The organism is Klebsiella scottii (genome assembly GCF_036561945.1).
Lineage (GTDB): Bacteria > Pseudomonadota > Gammaproteobacteria > Enterobacterales > Enterobacteriaceae > Klebsiella > Klebsiella scottii.
In genome coordinates this window covers 2743240-2760527 of record NZ_JARXNI010000020.1, presented here as the reverse complement: position 1 = coordinate 2760527, position 17288 = coordinate 2743240, and the positions used below count along the sequence as shown (strand labels likewise).

At 55.6% G+C, this 17288-nt stretch carries 20 protein-coding genes; 5 read left to right on the top strand and 15 right to left on the bottom strand.

What is annotated here, in order from left to right; genetic code table 11:
* Positions 1–61: 61 nt before the first annotated feature.
* Together uspG and rnk are read right to left on the bottom strand one after the other, a co-directional pair.
* Positions 62–490, bottom strand: coding sequence for a universal stress protein UspG (gene uspG / locus QFI97_RS20685; RefSeq protein WP_346431893.1), 429 nt, complete (start codon positions 488–490; stop codon positions 62–64).
* A gap of 186 nt (positions 491–676) precedes the next feature.
* Complete coding sequence (rnk, locus tag QFI97_RS20680; RefSeq protein WP_095094991.1) at positions 677–1087, bottom strand: nucleoside diphosphate kinase regulator; 411 nt, start codon at positions 1085–1087, stop codon at positions 677–679.
* A 245-nt stretch (positions 1088–1332) separates the two neighbouring features.
* Between rnk and QFI97_RS20675 the strand changes: the two genes are divergently transcribed.
* Entirely contained in the window at positions 1333–2163 is an 831-nt protein-coding gene (locus tag QFI97_RS20675; protein ID WP_095094994.1) for an alpha/beta fold hydrolase, read from the top strand.
* Positions 2164–2194: 31 nt separating this feature from the next.
* Here QFI97_RS20675 and rna read toward each other — a convergent pair whose 3' ends face one another.
* A complete protein-coding gene (rna, locus tag QFI97_RS20670) occupies positions 2195–2992 on the bottom strand; it encodes a ribonuclease I (protein ID WP_346431892.1) in 798 nt (265 codons plus the stop codon).
* An 81-nt stretch (positions 2993–3073) separates the two neighbouring features.
* Entirely contained in the window at positions 3074–4447 is a 1374-nt protein-coding gene (gene dcuC / locus QFI97_RS20665) for an anaerobic C4-dicarboxylate transporter DcuC (protein WP_346431891.1), read from the bottom strand.
* A 292-nt stretch (positions 4448–4739) separates the two neighbouring features.
* Between dcuC and pagP the strand changes: the two genes are divergently transcribed.
* Positions 4740–5315 (top strand): lipid IV(A) palmitoyltransferase PagP, encoded by a 576-nt coding sequence (gene pagP, locus QFI97_RS20660; protein WP_095095003.1) that lies wholly within the window; start codon positions 4740–4742, stop codon positions 5313–5315.
* A gap of 194 nt (positions 5316–5509) precedes the next feature.
* Complete coding sequence (gene cspE / locus QFI97_RS20655; RefSeq protein ID WP_004859511.1) at positions 5510–5719, top strand: transcription antiterminator/RNA stability regulator CspE; 210 nt, start codon at positions 5510–5512, stop codon at positions 5717–5719.
* Positions 5720–5776: 57 nt separating this feature from the next.
* On the opposite strand, the gene crcB is transcribed toward cspE, so the two are convergent.
* A complete protein-coding gene (gene crcB, locus QFI97_RS20650; protein WP_045854454.1) occupies positions 5777–6160 on the bottom strand; it encodes a fluoride efflux transporter CrcB in 384 nt (127 codons plus the stop codon).
* 90 nt (positions 6161–6250) lie between these two features.
* On the opposite strand from crcB, the gene QFI97_RS20645 reads away from it, so the two are divergent.
* Both QFI97_RS20645 and tatE read left to right on the top strand, forming a co-directional pair.
* Positions 6251–7039 carry a deaminated glutathione amidase gene (locus tag QFI97_RS20645; RefSeq protein ID WP_095095006.1) on the top strand — a complete coding sequence of 263 codons (789 nt, stop codon included), beginning with the start codon at positions 6251–6253 and terminating at the stop codon, positions 7037–7039.
* Positions 7040–7166: 127 nt separating this feature from the next.
* Positions 7167–7373, top strand: coding sequence for a twin-arginine translocase subunit TatE (tatE, locus tag QFI97_RS20640; RefSeq protein ID WP_041144572.1), 207 nt, complete (start codon positions 7167–7169; stop codon positions 7371–7373).
* A 238-nt stretch (positions 7374–7611) separates the two neighbouring features.
* Here tatE and lipA read toward each other — a convergent pair whose 3' ends face one another.
* From lipA to rsfS, 10 genes are all read right to left on the bottom strand, one after another.
* Complete coding sequence (gene lipA / locus QFI97_RS20635) at positions 7612–8577, bottom strand: lipoyl synthase (protein ID WP_095095009.1); 966 nt, start codon at positions 8575–8577, stop codon at positions 7612–7614.
* 185 nt (positions 8578–8762) lie between these two features.
* Positions 8763–9707, bottom strand: coding sequence for a YbeF family transcriptional regulator (locus tag QFI97_RS20630; protein WP_346431890.1), 945 nt, complete (start codon positions 9705–9707; stop codon positions 8763–8765).
* A 136-nt stretch (positions 9708–9843) separates the two neighbouring features.
* Positions 9844–10488, bottom strand: coding sequence for a lipoyl(octanoyl) transferase LipB (lipB, locus tag QFI97_RS20625; RefSeq protein ID WP_346431889.1), 645 nt, complete (start codon positions 10486–10488; stop codon positions 9844–9846).
* Between the two features lie 94 nt (positions 10489–10582).
* On the bottom strand, positions 10583–10846 hold the full coding sequence (ybeD, locus tag QFI97_RS20620) for a DUF493 family protein YbeD (protein ID WP_041144576.1): 264 nt from the start codon (positions 10844–10846) through the stop codon (positions 10583–10585).
* 114 nt (positions 10847–10960) lie between these two features.
* Positions 10961–12160, bottom strand: coding sequence for a D-alanyl-D-alanine carboxypeptidase DacA (dacA, locus tag QFI97_RS20615; RefSeq protein ID WP_045854459.1), 1200 nt, complete (start codon positions 12158–12160; stop codon positions 10961–10963).
* A 142-nt stretch (positions 12161–12302) separates the two neighbouring features.
* A complete protein-coding gene (gene rlpA, locus QFI97_RS20610; protein WP_346431888.1) occupies positions 12303–13424 on the bottom strand; it encodes an endolytic peptidoglycan transglycosylase RlpA in 1122 nt (373 codons plus the stop codon).
* 11 nt (positions 13425–13435) lie between these two features.
* Positions 13436–14548: a peptidoglycan glycosyltransferase MrdB gene (mrdB, locus tag QFI97_RS20605; RefSeq protein WP_095095022.1), complete on the bottom strand. Its 1113-nt coding sequence runs from the start codon at positions 14546–14548 to the stop codon at positions 13436–13438.
* Positions 14548–16449 (bottom strand): peptidoglycan DD-transpeptidase MrdA, encoded by a 1902-nt coding sequence (gene mrdA / locus QFI97_RS20600; RefSeq protein ID WP_095095025.1) that lies wholly within the window; start codon positions 16447–16449, stop codon positions 14548–14550. Before mrdA ends, mrdB begins: the two co-directional genes overlap by 1 nt.
* 27 nt (positions 16450–16476) lie before the next feature.
* A complete protein-coding gene (gene rlmH / locus QFI97_RS20595) occupies positions 16477–16944 on the bottom strand; it encodes a 23S rRNA (pseudouridine(1915)-N(3))-methyltransferase RlmH (protein WP_041144581.1) in 468 nt (155 codons plus the stop codon).
* 3 nt (positions 16945–16947) lie between these two features.
* The gene (gene rsfS / locus QFI97_RS20590; protein ID WP_004859547.1) at positions 16948–17265 is read right to left on the bottom strand and encodes a ribosome silencing factor; all 318 of its coding nucleotides are present in this window, start codon (positions 17263–17265) and stop codon (positions 16948–16950) included.
* Positions 17266–17288: the final 23 nt, after the last annotated feature.

Here is a 17288-nt window from a genome sequence, read left to right as displayed (position 1 = left end):
CGGTAGCCTCTTTTTTTATCGCCTTTCTTCACGCCGTCGGCAGGCGAGCGGCGTCTCCCGCTTATCGGACAACCATTACCGGGATATGCGCATGGCGAATGACGCTCGAGGCATTAGAACCGAGCAAATGGGTGCTGATAGACGGATTGCGTGAACCAATGACGACCACGTCGGCGTTAATTTCGTTAGCCAGCTCGTTCACCATATCCCGCACGTTGCCGAAGCGTACGTGCTTTTTAATTCGTGAGGGATCGATGCTGAAGTGCCCGGCCATGGTGGTTAGCCGCGTTTCCGCCTCATGCTGCAGATGCTCTTCAAAGCGGCGCAGGTCGGCGGTGAATCGACTCATGGTGAAGCTGGATGAGCCTGGCAATACGTGGAGCAGGTGAATAATTCCGTCCTTCTGGGCCAAAAACTCCGCATGGCGGACGGCTTTGTCGCTTAACTCCATCTCAAAAACGTCAACCGGCATAATGATTGTTTTATACATATGCATTCCTCCTTGTTCGACTGTTTCTATATCAACATATTATACGAAGATATTGTGCCATTCAGGTCGCAAAACTGTCAGCTGAGGCTCAGGGCGGCGTAAAAGTTTGTCAGGGCGGGGAGGGCAGAAAGAGGATGCGAAGACACCCTCTGAATAAAGCGCAGAACGCCTCAGGCGGCGGGAGGGTTAGCGGTGAAATTCACCCGCGGCTTCCGGCTGGTACAGCAGCTCCAGGACTTCGAGGTGCGCAGAGGCGCCGCCCGGTAATTCCCAGTGAATGGCGCTGCCGACCTTCAGGCCCAGCAGCGCGGCGCCGACGGGGGCGAGTACCGAAAGCTGGGTGGCGCTATCGGTTACCTGCGAGGGGAAAACCAGCGTCCGCACGCGCTCTTCGCCGTTGGACAAATCACGGAATCTGACGGTGCTGTTCATGCTGACGACATCATGCGGCATCGCTTCCGGCGCCAGCATTTGTGCGCGATCCAGCTCGTCGTTCAGCGCATCGGCGACCGGTGAACTGGCGAACGCCGGCTGCTCGAGCAGTCTGTCGATGCGTTCGGCATCGAACTCATTGATGATGATTGCGGGTCTGGTCATTGCGTACTCCATGTTATCCAGGAACCTGTCCGTAAAAGAAAACCCTCACCGAAAATGGCAAGGGTTAATGTCTTCCCATCATACTGAGACTTGTCGGCGGTTTGAAGTGATTAAACGCACATTAAGCAACGATCGCGAACGGCGTCATATGAAATTTATGCTGCTGCCGTCGCAGTAAGAAAAATTGTCTTATCCTTTTTAGGCGATATCAGGCACGTCCTTTCCAATACATGCAGGAGGACTCTATGAGCGGTTTTGACAAACTTACTCTCGATGACGGCAGCTATCTCTATTTTAAAGACTGGGGGAGCGGGCAGCCGGTTGTATTTAGCCACGGCTGGCCGCTAACGGCTGACGCTTTTGAAGATCAGATGCTGTTTCTGGCCGATAACGGATTTCGGGCGATAGCGCACGATCGCCGTGGCCATGGCCGATCGGCCCAGCCCTGGGACGGCCACAACATGGATCGCTATGCTGACGATCTGGCTCAGCTGACGGCACATCTCGACCTGCGCGATGCGGTGCACGTCGGCCATTCGACCGGCGGTGGCGAGGTGGCGCGCTATATCGGGCGCCACGGGACCGAAAGAGTGGCAAAAGCGGTGCTTATCAGCGCCGTGACGCCGATAATGATCCGCACGGATTTTAACCCGGACGGCGTGCCCAAAGAGGTATTTGACGGCATCAGAGAGGGCGTTATCGAGGATCGCGGCGCGTTCTTCTATGAGCTGACCGCCGCGTTCTATGGCTACAACCGGGACGGGGCTAAAGAGTCAAAAGCGGTACGCGAAGGGTTTGTCGAACAGGGGCTGCAGGGATCGATTAAGGCGCTCTATGACTGTATCAAAGCCTTCTCGGAAACCGATCTGCGCGAGGATCTGCGCAAGATGACCATTCCGACCCTGGTTATCCACGGCGATGACGACCAGATCGTACCTTTCGAAACCTGCGGTAAAGCAGCGGCGCAAATATTGCCAGACGCCAGATTAACCGTCTATAAAGGCGGGTCGCACGGGATTTGCACGACCCACAAGCATCAGATAAATCAGGATTTACTGGCGTTCATTCGCGAATGAAGCCTCTGTGGCGGCTGGCGCCGCCGCATGATTAATTACCGACCTTATCCAGAACAAACTGCTTACCGCAGTTGCCCGGATGGGGTTGGGGCAGGAAGGCATCGGCGGAGAGCGGCGTATTGATAGCCGCGGCCTTAATGGCGATCTGTATTTCGGTTAAATAGGCCGGATTGCCGTTGCAGGTCAGCTTGAACGCCTTAACGCTCTGTTTTCCGTAGGCCTGGGCGATGGCCGCATCGAAGTCCTCGCGGCTGACGCTCTGCCCGTAGCGTTGCGCCAGGAATGTCCCGAGGGCGCTGTGCTTCACTTCACCGCCGAGGCGGACCATCGTGCCGAAGTAGCTGTCAGGATCGAAGCCAAAACAGACGCCGTGTTTCGCGTACTCGTAGCGCTCAAGGCAGGAGTTGCCGCCGGCACCGGGCATTACGCTGTTGAGCTTATTGGCCATCTCCAGCGACAGGCCGGTTTCCGCTGCCTGGCATTTCCGCCCGGCTTTGACTTCCGGCATATTGGGTATCGGGCGCGTGGCGCAGCCAAAACGCATCCAGCGGCGATCGTCCACGCCGCGAGCGGCGATGGATTTCGGCAGGCCCGGCCACAGGCCGTGCACGGTAAGATGATCGGTTTTGTTGGCCGTCTCCTGCTGCAGACGGCACTCTTCCGGCTCGCTGCGGTTTCGGTCATGCATGCTCTGGCAGAAACCGGTTTGCCAGGATAAGGCCAGAACGTAGCGGTCGAAATCGCCGTATTGTGTTGCGGTGAGCGGTTCAGCGCCGACCTGAGTTGCCGTTAGCAAGAGGGCAATGGCGACGAAATCCTTCCTGAACATTTTTATTCCTGATAGTGGATGGTAATGGGTTCCTCGAATTATTAAAGCATAAAAAAGGCGCCTGCTGGCGCCTTTTCACGTTTATTGAACGGTGGTTCCGGGCACCAGAATCTCGGTGGTGATAATCACCACCAGCAGGCCAACAAGAACCGGTACCGAGGTCCGTTTCACCACTTCAAATGGCGAGATTTTTGCCATCCCGGCGACGGCGACCACCACGCCCGATACGGGGGAAATGGTACGCCCGAGGTTCGACGCCTGCAGCATCGGGATCGACAGGTAGGCCGGGTTAATACCCGATGAGTGCGCCAGCTTGGGGATCATCTCAACGAAGGCGTAAAACGGCGCGTTGCCTGAACCGGTTGTCATGGCTGCCAGCATCGTCAGCACGACCAGCACCAGCATCAGAATGATGCTGGCGGAGCCAAACGAGGTCGCAATCGAAATCAGGCTATTGATAAAGCCGATGGTGCTCAGGCCCTGGGCAAAAACGCCGGCGGCGACCAGCAGCATGACCACGCCGGCAAAGGCGTCGGCCATGCCGCGATAGGCGGCTTCCAGTCCGCTAAAGACGTTTTTGGTGTTAAAGCCGCGGCAGAATTCCAGCACCGCCGCCAGCAGCATGCAGATAACCAGGATGGCAATAATATGCAACTCCGGGCCCCATTTCCCGTCGAAAATCAGCACGCCGATAATGGGCGTGAAGGGCAGAATGGCATAGAAGGAGGGGGCGGTAGTGGTTATCTCGTTCACATCGAGCATTTCGTGGGAGGCGTTCTCTTTTTTATCCAGATAGCGCTGCCAGAAAAAGTGGGCAATCGCCATACTGACAATCGCCACGATGGAGATCGGCAGCGTGGTTTTAAAGGCAAAGTCGATGAGCGGCATTTCGGCGGCCTTCGCGGCCAGGACGACATCGCCGGAGGTCGGGGAGAGGATAATGGCCGCCGGGGAGGCGCAAATGGCCGCCGCCGCGCCGCGGCTGATGCCGACGTTCACCATCACCGGGAACAGCGTTGCCATCAGCAGGACGCCGAGGCCGGTCGCCGAAGAGACGGCCAGCGACATCAGGCAGGCGACAAAATAGGCGGCGATCATCAGCAGGTAGGGGGAGTTAATGTAGCGCAGTGGCCTTGAGGCCAGTTTGACCACCATATCGTTGGCGCCAATATGCGTCATATAGGTGGCAAATCCGCAGAGCATCATGATCATCATGCCGAGGTCGCCGCCGCGGCTCATCAGCAGAATTTTGATATATTCGATGATGTCGGTTGCGGAATACCCCGTGCTTTTCGCATCGCCGGGTAAAATTTTATGTCCCATCAGCGCGCTGACGATAAGCAGCGTCAGACCACCAACAAAGAGTACGCCGGTGGCGGAGTACCCTTTGATGATATAGCGGGCGACGCCCACAATGACCACAATCCCGATAAGGATCTCAACTAGCGTAAGCATTATTTTACCCCTGAACCATTAACCCAAAGAATCTGCTGATAAATAAGGTTGTGCAAAAATTAAGTCAGGGAATGTGCCGAATAAATCGACGAAACATGCTGATGCAAATCAATAAACTGATGAGAATTATCTAATCATCAGCCGGTGCGGGGGCGCTATCACAAAGTCGACGGGCAGGGTTGTTGCGATTTGGTAGGCGGTAAATCAAGACTTTGCCGTATTTCGTTAAGGTTATATTAAGATTATATTTGCTACTTTATTCCGCTTTAAAATCGATATTGGTAATTGAGAAGTGTTAAGACTACGTTATGTTGTACTGTTTTTGCTCAGTTTTTCCGGGCTGCTGCTCTCCAGTGGGATAGCAAATGCGTCATTCAGCTCGACGATTCGCGATGGCTATAGCACCTTAAGCGATAACGTCGTTGAGACCTGGCAGGAGCCTGAACACTACGACCTGTATATTCCCGCGATCACCTGGCACGCCCGTTTTGCCTATGACAAAGAAAAAACCGATGCGTATAACGAACGTCCCTGGGGGGCGGGTTTCGGCGTGTCGCGCTGGGATGATAAAGGCAACTGGCATGGCCTGTATCTGATGGCGTTTAAGGACTCGTTTAACAAATGGGAACCGATCGCCGGCTACGGCTGGGAGAAAACCTGGCGTCCGCTCGCCGACGATAACTTTCATCTTGGACTCGGCTATACGCTCGGGGTGACCGCGCGCGATAACTGGAACTATATTCCGCTGCCGGTGGTTTTGCCGATGGCGTCTATCGGCTACGGCCCGGCGACGTTCCAGATGACCTATATCCCCGGCACCTATAACAACGGTAACGTTTACTTCGCCTGGGCACGCTTTCAGTTTTAAATCCGCAATAGCTTAGTGATAAAAGAGATGAGCACTATGTTGTGTGGAAAAACAATAACTAAAGCGCAACCACTAAAAAAGATAGCGACTTTTGTCACTTTTTAGCAAAGTTCGACTGGACAAAAGGCACCACAATTGATGTACTGGATCGCGACACAGTATCAGTGTCTTTTTTTCATATAAAGGTAATTTTGATGTCTAAGATTAAAGGTAACGTTAAGTGGTTTAATGAGTCCAAAGGATTCGGTTTCATTACTCCGGAAGATGGCAGCAAAGATGTATTCGTACATTTCTCTGCAATCCAGTCCAACGGTTTCAAAACTCTGGCTGAAGGTCAGCGCGTAGAGTTCGAAATCACTAACGGTGCCAAAGGCCCTTCTGCTGCAAACGTAAACGCTATCTAAGCAACGCGTCAGTAGAATATAAAAACCCGCAATTTGCGGGTTTTTTTTTGCCTGTTTTTAACGACTGGCGGCATGAGAAAACAGCCAGAACGCCGCTGCCGTCATGGCGAATGAACCCAGTAGATTGACCAGGATATTGAGCAGGGCCCAGCTGAAACGTCCCTGCTGCAGCAGAAACACCACTTCCGCTGAGAAGGTGGAGAAGGTTGTCAATCCGCCGCAAAAGCCGGTGGTGATGAGCAGCTTCCACATCGGGTCGATATCGGTCAGTCGGTTAAACCAGGCCAGACCGGCACCAATGATAAATGCGCCCAGCAGGTTGGCCGTTAGCGTGCCAACGGGAATGGCATGGTGCATTGGATTAAACTTCATGCCTAACCACCAGCGCAATACGCTGCCGGTGCCGCCGCCAAGAAAAACGGCTAAAAGTAGTTGTGACACTCTCATTCCCTGCTATTTGGTTAATACCGGGAATTGAGTGTAGCGCGCAAAATGCGTCGCTGGCTATGAATTCGCGAACGGGAGATTAAGATGCTGGTTGCTGCTGGACAATTTGCCGTCACCTCGGACTGGCGGACGAATGCGCTGACCTGCGTAGCGCTGATGGCTCAGGCCGCCGGGCAGGGAGCATCGCTACTGGTGTTGCCCGAGGCGCTGCTGGCGCGTGACGATAACGACCCTGATCTATCGGTTAAATCGGCGCAGGAGGTGGATGGCGGCTTCTTACAGCTGCTGCGCGAGGAGAGCCGTAATAACGGCTTAACCACGATTTTGACGATTCACGTACCTTCTGGCGAGGGACGAGCGGCTAATACGCTGGTGGCGATACGCCGCGGCGAGGTTATCGCGCAATACCAGAAGCTACACTTATACGATGCGTTTAATATACAGGAGTCGCGGCGCGTTGATGCCGGCCTGCAGATCCCGGCGCTGATTGACGTCGACGGGGTTCGGGTTGGCCTGATGACCTGCTATGATTTGCGCTTCCCGGAGCTGGCGTTAAGCCTCGCGTTGAGCGGCGCCGAGATCCTGGTTCTCCCCACCGCATGGGTAAGAGGGCCAATGAAGGAGCATCACTGGGCGACGCTGCTGGCCGCCCGGGCGCTGGATACGACCTGCTATATCGTGGCGGCGGGCGAGTGCGGCAGCCGTAATATTGGCCAAAGCCGGATTATCGATCCGCTCGGCACGACGCTGGCCGGCGCGGCGGACCGGCCGCAGATGATTTTTGCCGACGTTTCCGTGGATTATCTTCGCCAGGTGCGCGAGCGCTTGCCGGTGCTGCAGAACCGCCGCTTTGCGCCACCGCAATTATTGTGACGTTTTTTTAAACAGAGCTTGATTCACCTTGTTACAGATTGCTATTGTGTCCGCGCGTCAAATAGCCGTTAATTGTTCGCGTGTATGATGGCGTATTCGCAGATTGTTTTAGAGAAGAAGGTTAGCTATGGGTGAGATTAGTATTACCAAACTGCTGGTTGTCGCAGCACTGATTATTTTAGTGTTTGGTACCAAAAAACTACGTACGCTGGGTGGAGACCTGGGTTCGGCTATCAAAGGCTTTAAGAAAGCCATGAACGACGACGACGATAGCGCGAAGAAAACCAGTGCGGAAGAAGAAACTCCGGCACAGAAGCTCTCTCATAAAGAGTAATTAAACGCCTGCTCCCCGACAGCGGGAGCAGGCTGCCGCCAGGCGTCAGCCTGCACGGATAAGAGGCCGCAGCGATTATCGTTGCGGCCTCTTTTTATATCCAGCAATGTTATTGGCAGAAAAAATGCAACCGACTGTAACCGCGCCGGCGGATTCGCTGTTGGCAAAAAGATGGCATACGGAAGGAGAGCTGACCGCCGCACGCGGGAAACGTGCAGCGGTCGAGGTTGTGAGTGAATTACTTCACTTCCATCCCTTTGGCCTGCAGATCGGCGTGATAGGACGAACGGACGAACGGGCCGCAGGCGGCGTGGGTGAAGCCCATCGCCATCGCTTCGGCTTTCATCTCTTCGAACTCGTCCGGGCTAACGTAGCGCTGTACCGGCAGGTGGTGACGGCTCGGCTGCAGATACTGGCCTAAGGTCAGCATCGTGACGCCGTGGCGACGCAGGTCGCGCATAACTTCAACGATTTCAGCGTTAGTTTCGCCGAGACCGACCATCAGACCCGATTTGGTTGGGATCTCCGGATGCGCTTCTTTGAAGTTTTCCAGCAGCTTTAACGACCAGTTGTAATCGGCGCCTGGGCGTACCTGGCGATAGAGACGCGGCACGTTTTCCAGGTTGTGGTTAAAGACGTCCGGCGGCGTAACCTTGAGGATTTCCAGCGCGCGATCCATACGGCCGCGGAAGTCCGGAACCAGAGTTTCAATCTTAATCGACGGGCTTTTCTCACGGATAGCGCTGATGCAATCGGCGAAATGCTGAGCACCGCCGTCGCGAAGGTCATCGCGGTCGACGGAGGTCACGACGACGTACTTCAGGCCCATGTCGGCGATGGTTTGCGCGAGCTTCTGCGGTTCATTAGCATCAGGCGTCACCGGACGACCGTGCGCGACGTCGCAGAACGGGCAGCGGCGGGTGCAGATAGCACCGAGGATCATAAAGGTTGCCGTTCCGTGGTTGAAGCATTCCGCAAGATTCGGGCAAGAAGCTTCTTCGCACACGGAGTGCAAACCGTTCTTACGCATCGCTGCTTTGATACCCTGGATACGGGACGAGTCAGCCGGAAGTTTGATTTTCATCCATTCCGGTTTTCTGAGCAGAGCTTCACGCTCAGTTGCCACGTTTTTCACCGGGATAAGGGCCATTTTATCGGCGTCGCGGTACTTAACACCGCGTTCCATCACAATGGGTTTACTCATAGCGTGCGTGTTCCAGTTGCGAGTACGAAGGAAAACGAATTAATTCAAGTAAATGTTGTATTTATCAACTATTTTTGAATCAAGGACAGGCAGTATACCATTGATATGGGACAGAAAGCAGCCTACCTGTTCGGCAAATTGTAAAATAGTTGTTGTTTTATGCTTTCCCTCACGTGCGGTATGGTTTAAAAAGCCTGACGAATCGCCTCAATGACCTCATTTAGCAACGGTTCCTGGGCGCTGAGTTTGTTGTAATGCAGTGAAATATCGATATTTTCATCCGCGAGCGGCGGGTAGTCCAGCGCCGCCAGGGGCCACGTTTTGGCCAATAGCGAAAACATTCGCTTCGGCATCAGCCCCAGCATATCGCTCGCGCTAACCAGCGCTGCCTGAGTTAACAGATTGTAGCTGCTAAAACCGCAGCGGCGCTCCCCTGGCAGCTCCTGCAGCCGGCGGTGCAGCGCCGCATAGCGCTGGCCCTCGGGCAGCAGCAGGGCAAACTCGTACTGACGAAGATGCTCTTCGTTGTACGGCATACCCAGCGCCGGATGCGCCTCACGGCAATACATCATCACCCGATCCTGAAACAGGACGTGATGCACGATCGACAGGCCGCTGTGCGCGTAGCTGTCGATCAGTAAATCCACCTGGCGCTGATTGAGCTGGCTGGTGGCGTCGATAATGGCGACATTATGCAGCAGCACCTGCGGGAAGCGAGGCTTCAGGGCTTGCGCAATTGTCGGCATGACCAGCGCGCCGACGGTGGGCGAGGTGGCGATGGTGATGACCCGCTGCTGATGCGGGCTACCGGTTAAATCCAGCGCGCTCAGGAAGGCTTCCATGCCTTGACTGATGTACTGATGGAGGTGCGTCGCGTAAGCGGTCGGCGTCACCCCCTGACCCTTGCGGATAAACAGCGGGTCGGGAAACAGCGCGCGGAGTTTATTCATCGACTGGCTAATGGCCGAGGGGGTGATATTCAGCACCCTGGCCGCATTCACGATGCCTTTGTGCACGTATACGGCTTCGAAAATAGTCAGTAAATTCAGATCAATATTACGCAGAATGCGGAATACCTGGCGATCGTTGAGCCGTTCGGTGGGTTCCGGTTGCGGATGATTTTTTTCCACTCTGCGCCTCCTGTCATAGCGAATAGCGCAAGTATAGCGGTCAGCGACGCCGCCGTTTGTGGCAATTAATTGCAAATATAATGGCTTAACAGAAGTCAGGCGCAAAACGCGCCCCGGGAAGCCGGGACGCGCGGATTTACCCTGCGGGAACGTACTCGTGAGGCGGGTTGTTGAGCAGCGCCAGCAGGTTGGCGACCAGGCGCGGCGCCACGATTTGCGGCACCGCTTCGGGCTGCCACTGGCGCATTTGCGCCATTTCCATTCCGGCGTAGCCGCAGGGATTAATCCGCAGGAACGGCGAGAGATCCATCGCGATATTTAGCGCCAGGCCGTGGAATGAGCACCCTTTGCGAATGCGTAAGCCCAGCGAACAGATCTTTTGATCGCCGACGTAAACGCCGGGCGCATCGGCACGCGGATGGGATTCAATGCCATACTCCGCCAGCGTATTAACCACGGTCTGCTCGAGCAGCGTCACCAGTTCGCGCACGCCCAGCTTGCGGCGTTTGAGATTTAGCAGCACGTACATCACCTGCTGCCCCGGCCCGTGATAGGTCACCTGGCCGCCGCGATCGCTTTGAATGACCGGAATATCACCCGCCACCAGAACGTGTTCCGCTTTTCCCGCCTGGCCCTGGGTAAAGACCGGATGATGTTCAACCAGCCAGATTTCATCGAGGGTTGTCTCATCGCGCGAGTCGGTAAAGTCATGCATTGCCTGAGAGACAGGAGCGTAAGGCTGCAGGCCGAGTTGCCGAATGAGGATTTTATTGTGCTGCAAAACAACGTCTCCGCACAGAGAAGTGATTTAAGGCAGCGAGTATATCACAGCGGGGAAGGGGATTACCCGGCGCGGGGCCGGGTAACGGGATGGGTTACAGCACCATCCGGACGATCTCGATATTACCCAGCTCTTCGTACAGGGTTTCGACCTGTTCGATATGGGTGGCGTTGATGGTGATAGAAACCGAGTGGTAGTTACCTTTGCTGCTCGGCTTTACCTGTGGAGAGTAATCACCAGGCGCATGGCGCTGTACCACTTCCACCACCTGATCAACCAGCTCAGGCAACGCCTGCCCCATTACTTTGTAAGTAAATGGAGTAGGGAATTCAAGCAGTTCGTTAAGTTTGGTTTTCATGTCAGCTCCGGTGTTACGACAAAAAATAATAACTCCCACAAGATGTGGGAGTTATCAGGTTACTTTGATAGTTAGTATATGGGGATGTAAATCACACTTTCAAGCGTTCGATTTTTAACCAAACCAGTGGTGGAACATTAACTTAATGTAATCAATCATTTTGCCGAAGAAATTGCCTTCCGGGATCTCCTGCAGCACAACCAGCGGGCGCTGATCGATAGTTTTGCCGTCCAGCTGGAAGTTAATGGTACCGACAACCTGGTTTTTCTGCAGCGGTGCGTGCAGCTCGGTATTGTTCAGTACGTAGCTGGCTTTCAGATCTTTCATCCGACCGCGCGGAATGGTCAGATACACGTCCTTATCGACGCCCAGCGATGCGCGATCGCTATCGCCAAACCAGGCCGGCTCGGAAGAGAACTCTTTGCCCGCTTTCAGCGGATTCACGGTTTCAAAGAAGCGGAAGCCCCAGGTCAGCAGCTTTTTGCTTTCTGATTCACGGCCTTTATAGGTGCGACCCCCCATCACGGCGGAGATCAGACGCATCTGGCCTTCGGTCGCCGATGCGACGAGGTTATAGCCCGCTTTATCCGTGTGGCCGGTTTTAATACCGTCGACGTTGAGGCTGTTATCCCACAGCAGCCCGTTACGGTTGAGCTGGCGGATACCGTTGAAGGTGAACTCTTTTTCTTTGTAGATGGTGTATTCGTTCGGCACGTCGCGGATCAGCGCCTGGCCAATCAGCGCCATATCGCGCGCGGAGCTGAACTGACCTTCGGCATCCAGGCCGTGAACGGTCTGGAAGTGGCTGTTTTTCAGGCCGAGGGCGTTGACGTAGCTGTTCATCAGGCTGACGAAAGCGTCCTGGCTACCGGCAACGAAGTCCGCCATCGCGACGCAGGCATCGTTCCCTGACTGCAGGTTGATGCCGCGGATCAGCTGAGAAACCGGCACCTGCATGCCTGGTTTGAGGAACATCAGGGAGGAGCCTTTAAATACCGGGTTACCGGTTGCCCACGCGTCGTTGCCCACGGTGACCAGATCGGACTCTTTGAATTTACCCGCTTTCATGGCCTGACCAATAACGTAGCTGGTCATCATTTTGGTCAGACTCGCCGGGTCGCGGCGTGAATCGGCGTTATTTTCCGCCAGCACTTTGCCTGAATTGTAATCGATAAGTATCCAGGATTCGGCGTCAATCTGCGGCGCGCCAGGGATCATGGTTTTGAGATTCAGGTCATCGGCGTGGGCTGCGGAGGAGAGCGCGGCAACGGAGAGGGCCGTAACGAGTAAACGTGCGGTGAAAGAGATCTTCATGGTCTGAACAACGGCATCCGTGATGGAGTTAAAAAAGTGCCTTACTATAACAAATGCTCTGCGGACCGGCATCCGACATTGCGCATGACTTTGTTAACGATTTTGTCATGCCCAATGCGATACGGACGGCGGTCCGACGCGTTTAGTTGGCGTGAGTAATAAATGACTGCAGCTGAGCTTCGCTTTGCAGGCGCTGCTGGACGGTACTGGCCTGCGGTTTGCTGCCGAATGGACCCAGCTGAATACGCCACACCGCGCCGTTTTGCACCACGCGGCCGGGAACCGAGAACTGCTGGCTCAAGCGCTGCTGGTACTGTCGGGCGCGCGCCTGGTCGCTAACGGCGCCAACCTGCACCACATAATCACCGCTGGCAGCAGCGCTGGAGCTGGTAGAGGCGGCGGCAACCGCAGTCGTCGCGGCGGCGGCTGGCGCAACGCTGCCCTGGATGGACCCGGGAGCGGTGACCGGCGCGGTTGATGCCGCAGCCTGAGCGACGGGTTCACTGCCTTCCAGCACGCCGTTATTCAACGGCGTAGGGGCGCCAAGGAAGCCGCTGCTGTTGACCGGTGCGCCGACGCTATCGTCTGATTTCAGCGTCGAGTTGCTGATGGCGCGCACGTCGGTTTGCACCGGCTGATCGGCTGAGACGCTGGTGCCGCCGTCCAGATCCGGACGCGCCGGCAGCGCATAGGTTTGTTTGGCGACGGTGGTACAGGCCATTCCCGGGCCTGAGAGCGAGCCGTCCGGCGCGACGACGATCGGGTCGATGCGCACTTTGGTATTATTCGAGGTGTTCAGGCGATCGGCGGAAGCGCGCGAAAGCGATATCACGCGATCGTTGCCGTACGGGCCGCGATCGTTAATGCGCACCACGATCATCCGGCCGTTGGCGACGTTAGTAATACGCGCGTAGCTGGGGATCGGCAGCGTAGGATGCGCAGCGGTGAGCTGGGTAGGATCGAAGGCTTCACCGGATGCGGTCAGGTTGCTGTTGGGCTCAGCATCATAAATCGCCGCCAGGCCGGTCTGGGTGAAATTAGACGGGTCCTGCACGATTTTATAGCTTTTACTGTCGCGTTCGTAATCCTGATTCGCCGTCGGATTCGGCGCTTCATAATGCGGATCGGCGCCGCTGATTTCTACGCTTGGGCCATTACATACCGCCGGCTGCGGTGTGCTGACGGTTTTTTGTTGAACGTCTTCACCCGAACATGCCGCCAGCAGCCCTGCTGCTATGCAGATCCCCAGCCATTGCTTACGCATTGCGAACCCCTTTAAACGCTTTTCGACAACATTTTTCTGTGGGTGTGGATCGACATTACGATACCAAACCCGGCCATCAAGACGATCAGGGCTGAGCCCCCGTAGCTGACCAGCGGCAACGGTACCCCCACCACTGGCAAAATACCACTCACCATACCAATATTTACGAAGACATAAACGAATAAAATCAACATTAAACCACCGGCCATTACCCGGCCAAAGGTGGTTTGCGCCTGGGCGGCAATCCACAGCCCGCGCATAATGAGCAGGATATAGAGCGCCAGCAGCACCAGCACGCCAATCAGCCCAAGCTCTTCAGCCAGTACCGCGAAGATAAAATCGGTATGTCGTTCCGGCAAAAATTCCAGCTGCGACTGGGTACCGTGCAGCCAGCCTTTCCCGCGCAATCCGCCGGAGCCAATAGCAATTTTAGACTGAATAATATGATAGCCGGCGCCCAGCGGGTCGGTTTCCGGGTCGAGCAGCATCATAACGCGCTGACGCTGATAGTCGTGCATCAGGAAGAACCACAGAATAGGGATAAACGCGGCGACCAGCACCACCGCTACGCCGATCAGGCGCCAGCTCAGCCCGGAAAGGAACAGCACAAACAGGCCGGAGAGGGCGATAAGTATAGAGGTCCCGAGGTCAGGCTGAGCCGCAACCAGCAGGGTCGGCAGGAAAATCAGCACCAGCGCAATGGCGGTATTTTTCAGCGAGGGCGGGCAAACGTCGCGGTTAATAAAGCGCGCCACCATCAGCGGAACGGCGATTTTAGCGATTTCCGAGGGCTGGAAACGAACGATGCCGAGATCCAGCCAGCGCTGGGCGCCTTTCGAGATAGCGCCGAAGGCATCCACCGCCACCAGTAAAATAATACAGAATATATAGAGATAGGGCGCCCAGCCTTCATAAACGCGCGGCGGGATTTGCGCCATGACGATCATAATCACGAAACCCATCGCGATCTGGCCGATTTTACGTTCCATCATCCCGATATCCTGGCCGCTCGCGCTCCAGATAACCAGCGCGCTGTAGGTCAGCAGCGCCAGCAGTATCAGCACCATCGTCGGGTCGAGATGGATTTTATCCCATAGCGATTTTTTGTTTGGATTATCGGTCATTATTGATCCTCCCCCGCCGTCACCGCCGGGTTTTCACTCGGCAGATTCGTGTTGTTATCACCCAGCATAATGTGATCGAGAATCTGGCGCATAATCGTACCGACAGCCGGGCCTGCGCCGCCGTTCTCGAGAATGATCGCCACGGCAACCTGGGGGTTGTTGTAAGGAGCAAACGCCGTCATGAGTTTATGGTCACGCAGGCGCTCAGCGATTCTGTGCGCGTTATAGGTTTCATTGGCCTTCAGGCCAAAGACCTGTGCCGTACCGGATTTCGCCGCGATTTTATAAGGCGCGCTGGCGAAGTACTTATGCGCGGTACCGTTGCCGCGGTTGGCAACGCCGAACATTCCGTCTTTGGCTATCTCCCAAAAACCGGAGTGAATATCGCCGACCGGCGGCTCGTGCGGCTGAACCCACGGCACCTGCTTGCCGTCTTCCACGGTGCTTTGCAGCAGATGCGGCACTTTTACCACGCCGTCGTTAATCAGGATCATCAGCGCCTTGTTCATCTGAATCGGCGTTGCGGTCCAGTAGCCCTGGCCGATACCGACCGGAATGGTGTCCCCCTGATACCAGGGCTTTTTAAAGCGCTTCAGCTTCCATTCACGGGTGGGCATATTCCCGGAGCGCTCTTCCGACAGGTCGATGCCGGTATAGTGGCCGTAGCCGAATTTATTCATCCATTCCGACAGGCGGTCGATGCCCATATCATAGGCAACCTGATAGAAATAGGTATCCGCAGACTCTTCCAGCGCTTTGGTCACGTTCAGGTGCCCGTGGCCCCATTTTTTCCAGTCGCGGTAGCGTTTATCGGAACCGGGCAGCTGCCACCAGCCGGGATCGAACAGGCTGGTATTGCGGGTGATAACGTTGGCGCTCAGCGCCGAGACGGCAACGTAAGGTTTCACCGTCGAGGCAGGCGGGTAGACCCCCTGGGTGGCGCGGTTGACCAGCGGCGTATTCGGATCGTTTAGCAGCCCGGAGTAGTCCTTGCTGGAGATCCCGTCAACGAACAGGTTCGGATCGTAGCTCGGGGTGGAAACCAGCGCCAGAACGCTGCCGGTGCGCGGATCGGTCACTACCACCGCGGCGCGGCTGCCGGCCAGCAGCGTTTCAATATACTGCTGCAGCTTGAGATCGAGGGTTAAATAGATATCGCGCCCGGCCTGCGGCGGTACCTCTTTGAGCTGGCGAATGACGCGGCCGCGGTTGTTGACCTCTACCTCTTCGTAGCCGGTCTGCCCGTGCAGGACGTCTTCATAGTAGCGTTCGATACCCAGCTTGCCGATATCGTGGGTTGAGGCGTAGTTAGCCAGCTTGCCTTCTTTATCCAGGCGATCGACGTCTTTATCGTTAATTTTTGAGACATAGCCGATAACGTGGGTGAGGGCGGAGTTGTAGGGGTAATAGCGGCGCTTATAGCCTTTAACTTCGACGCCGGGAAAGCGGTACTGGTTGACCGCGAAACGGGCAACCTGCACTTCCGTCAGGTTAACCTTGACCGGAATAGAGGTGAAGCGATGGGAACGCGAGCGCTCCTTTTTAAAAGCGGCGATATCATCATCCGTGAGATCAATGACGTTACGCAGCGCGTCCAGCGTCTGCTGCACGTTATCGACTTTCTCCGGCATCATTTCAAGCTGGTAGATGGTGCGGTTCAGCGCCAGCGGCGTGCCGTTACGGTCATAGATAATGCCGCGGCTTGGCGGGATGGGAACCAGCTTGATACGGTTTTCGTTCGAGCGCGTCTGATAGTCCGTGTAACGGACTATCTGCACGTTATAAAGATTGGCAACCAGTATGCCGGTAAGCAGCAAAATCCCCAAAAAAGCGACCAGCGCCCGGCGCACAAACAGCGAGGATTCAGCCGTATAGTCGCGGAAAGAATTCTGTAATTTCATTCGCTGCTTAGTCTACCCTGGTCATCATTATTCACGGTGGTAAGGGTGGTTGGTTGTAATACTCCACGCCCGATACAGGCTCTCCGCAACCAGTACGCGTACCAGCGGGTGAGGCAAGGTCAGGGTGGAGAGCGACCAGCTCTGTTCCGCCGCGGCTTTACACGCCGGAGAAAGCCCCTCCGGGCCGCCGATCAGCAGGCTGACATCGCGGCCATCTTGCTTCCAGCGCTCCAGCTCGCGCGCGACCTGCGGCGTATCCCACGGTTTCCCCGGAATATCCAGGGTCACGATGCGGTTTTTACCCGCCGCCGCCAGCATCATTTCCCCTTCTTTTTCGAGGATACGCTTGATATCGGCATTTTTACCGCGTTTACCGGCGGGGATTTCCAACAGCTCGAACGGCATATCTTTTGGAAAACGACGCAGATACTCACTAAAGCCGGTCTGAACCCAGTCCGGCATTTTGGTGCCAACGGCCACCAGCTGCAGCTTCACGCATTAACTCCAGAGTTTTTCCAGCTCGTACAGACGACGGCTCTCTTCCTGCATGACGTGAACCATGACGTCGCCAAGATCGACAACAATCCAGTCGGCGGCGCTTTCGCCTTCAACGCCCAGCGGCAGCATGCCGGCGGCGCGAGACTCTTGTACCACGTGGTCGGCGATGGACATTACGTGGCGCGTAGACGTGCCGGTGCAAATAATCATGCAATCTGTAATGCTGGATTTGCCATGAACGTCAATGGCTACGATGTCCTGACCTTTCAGGTCATCAATTTTGTCGATAACAAAATCCTGGAGTGCTTTACCCTGCAAGAGTTCCCCCTGGGTGAGTGAAG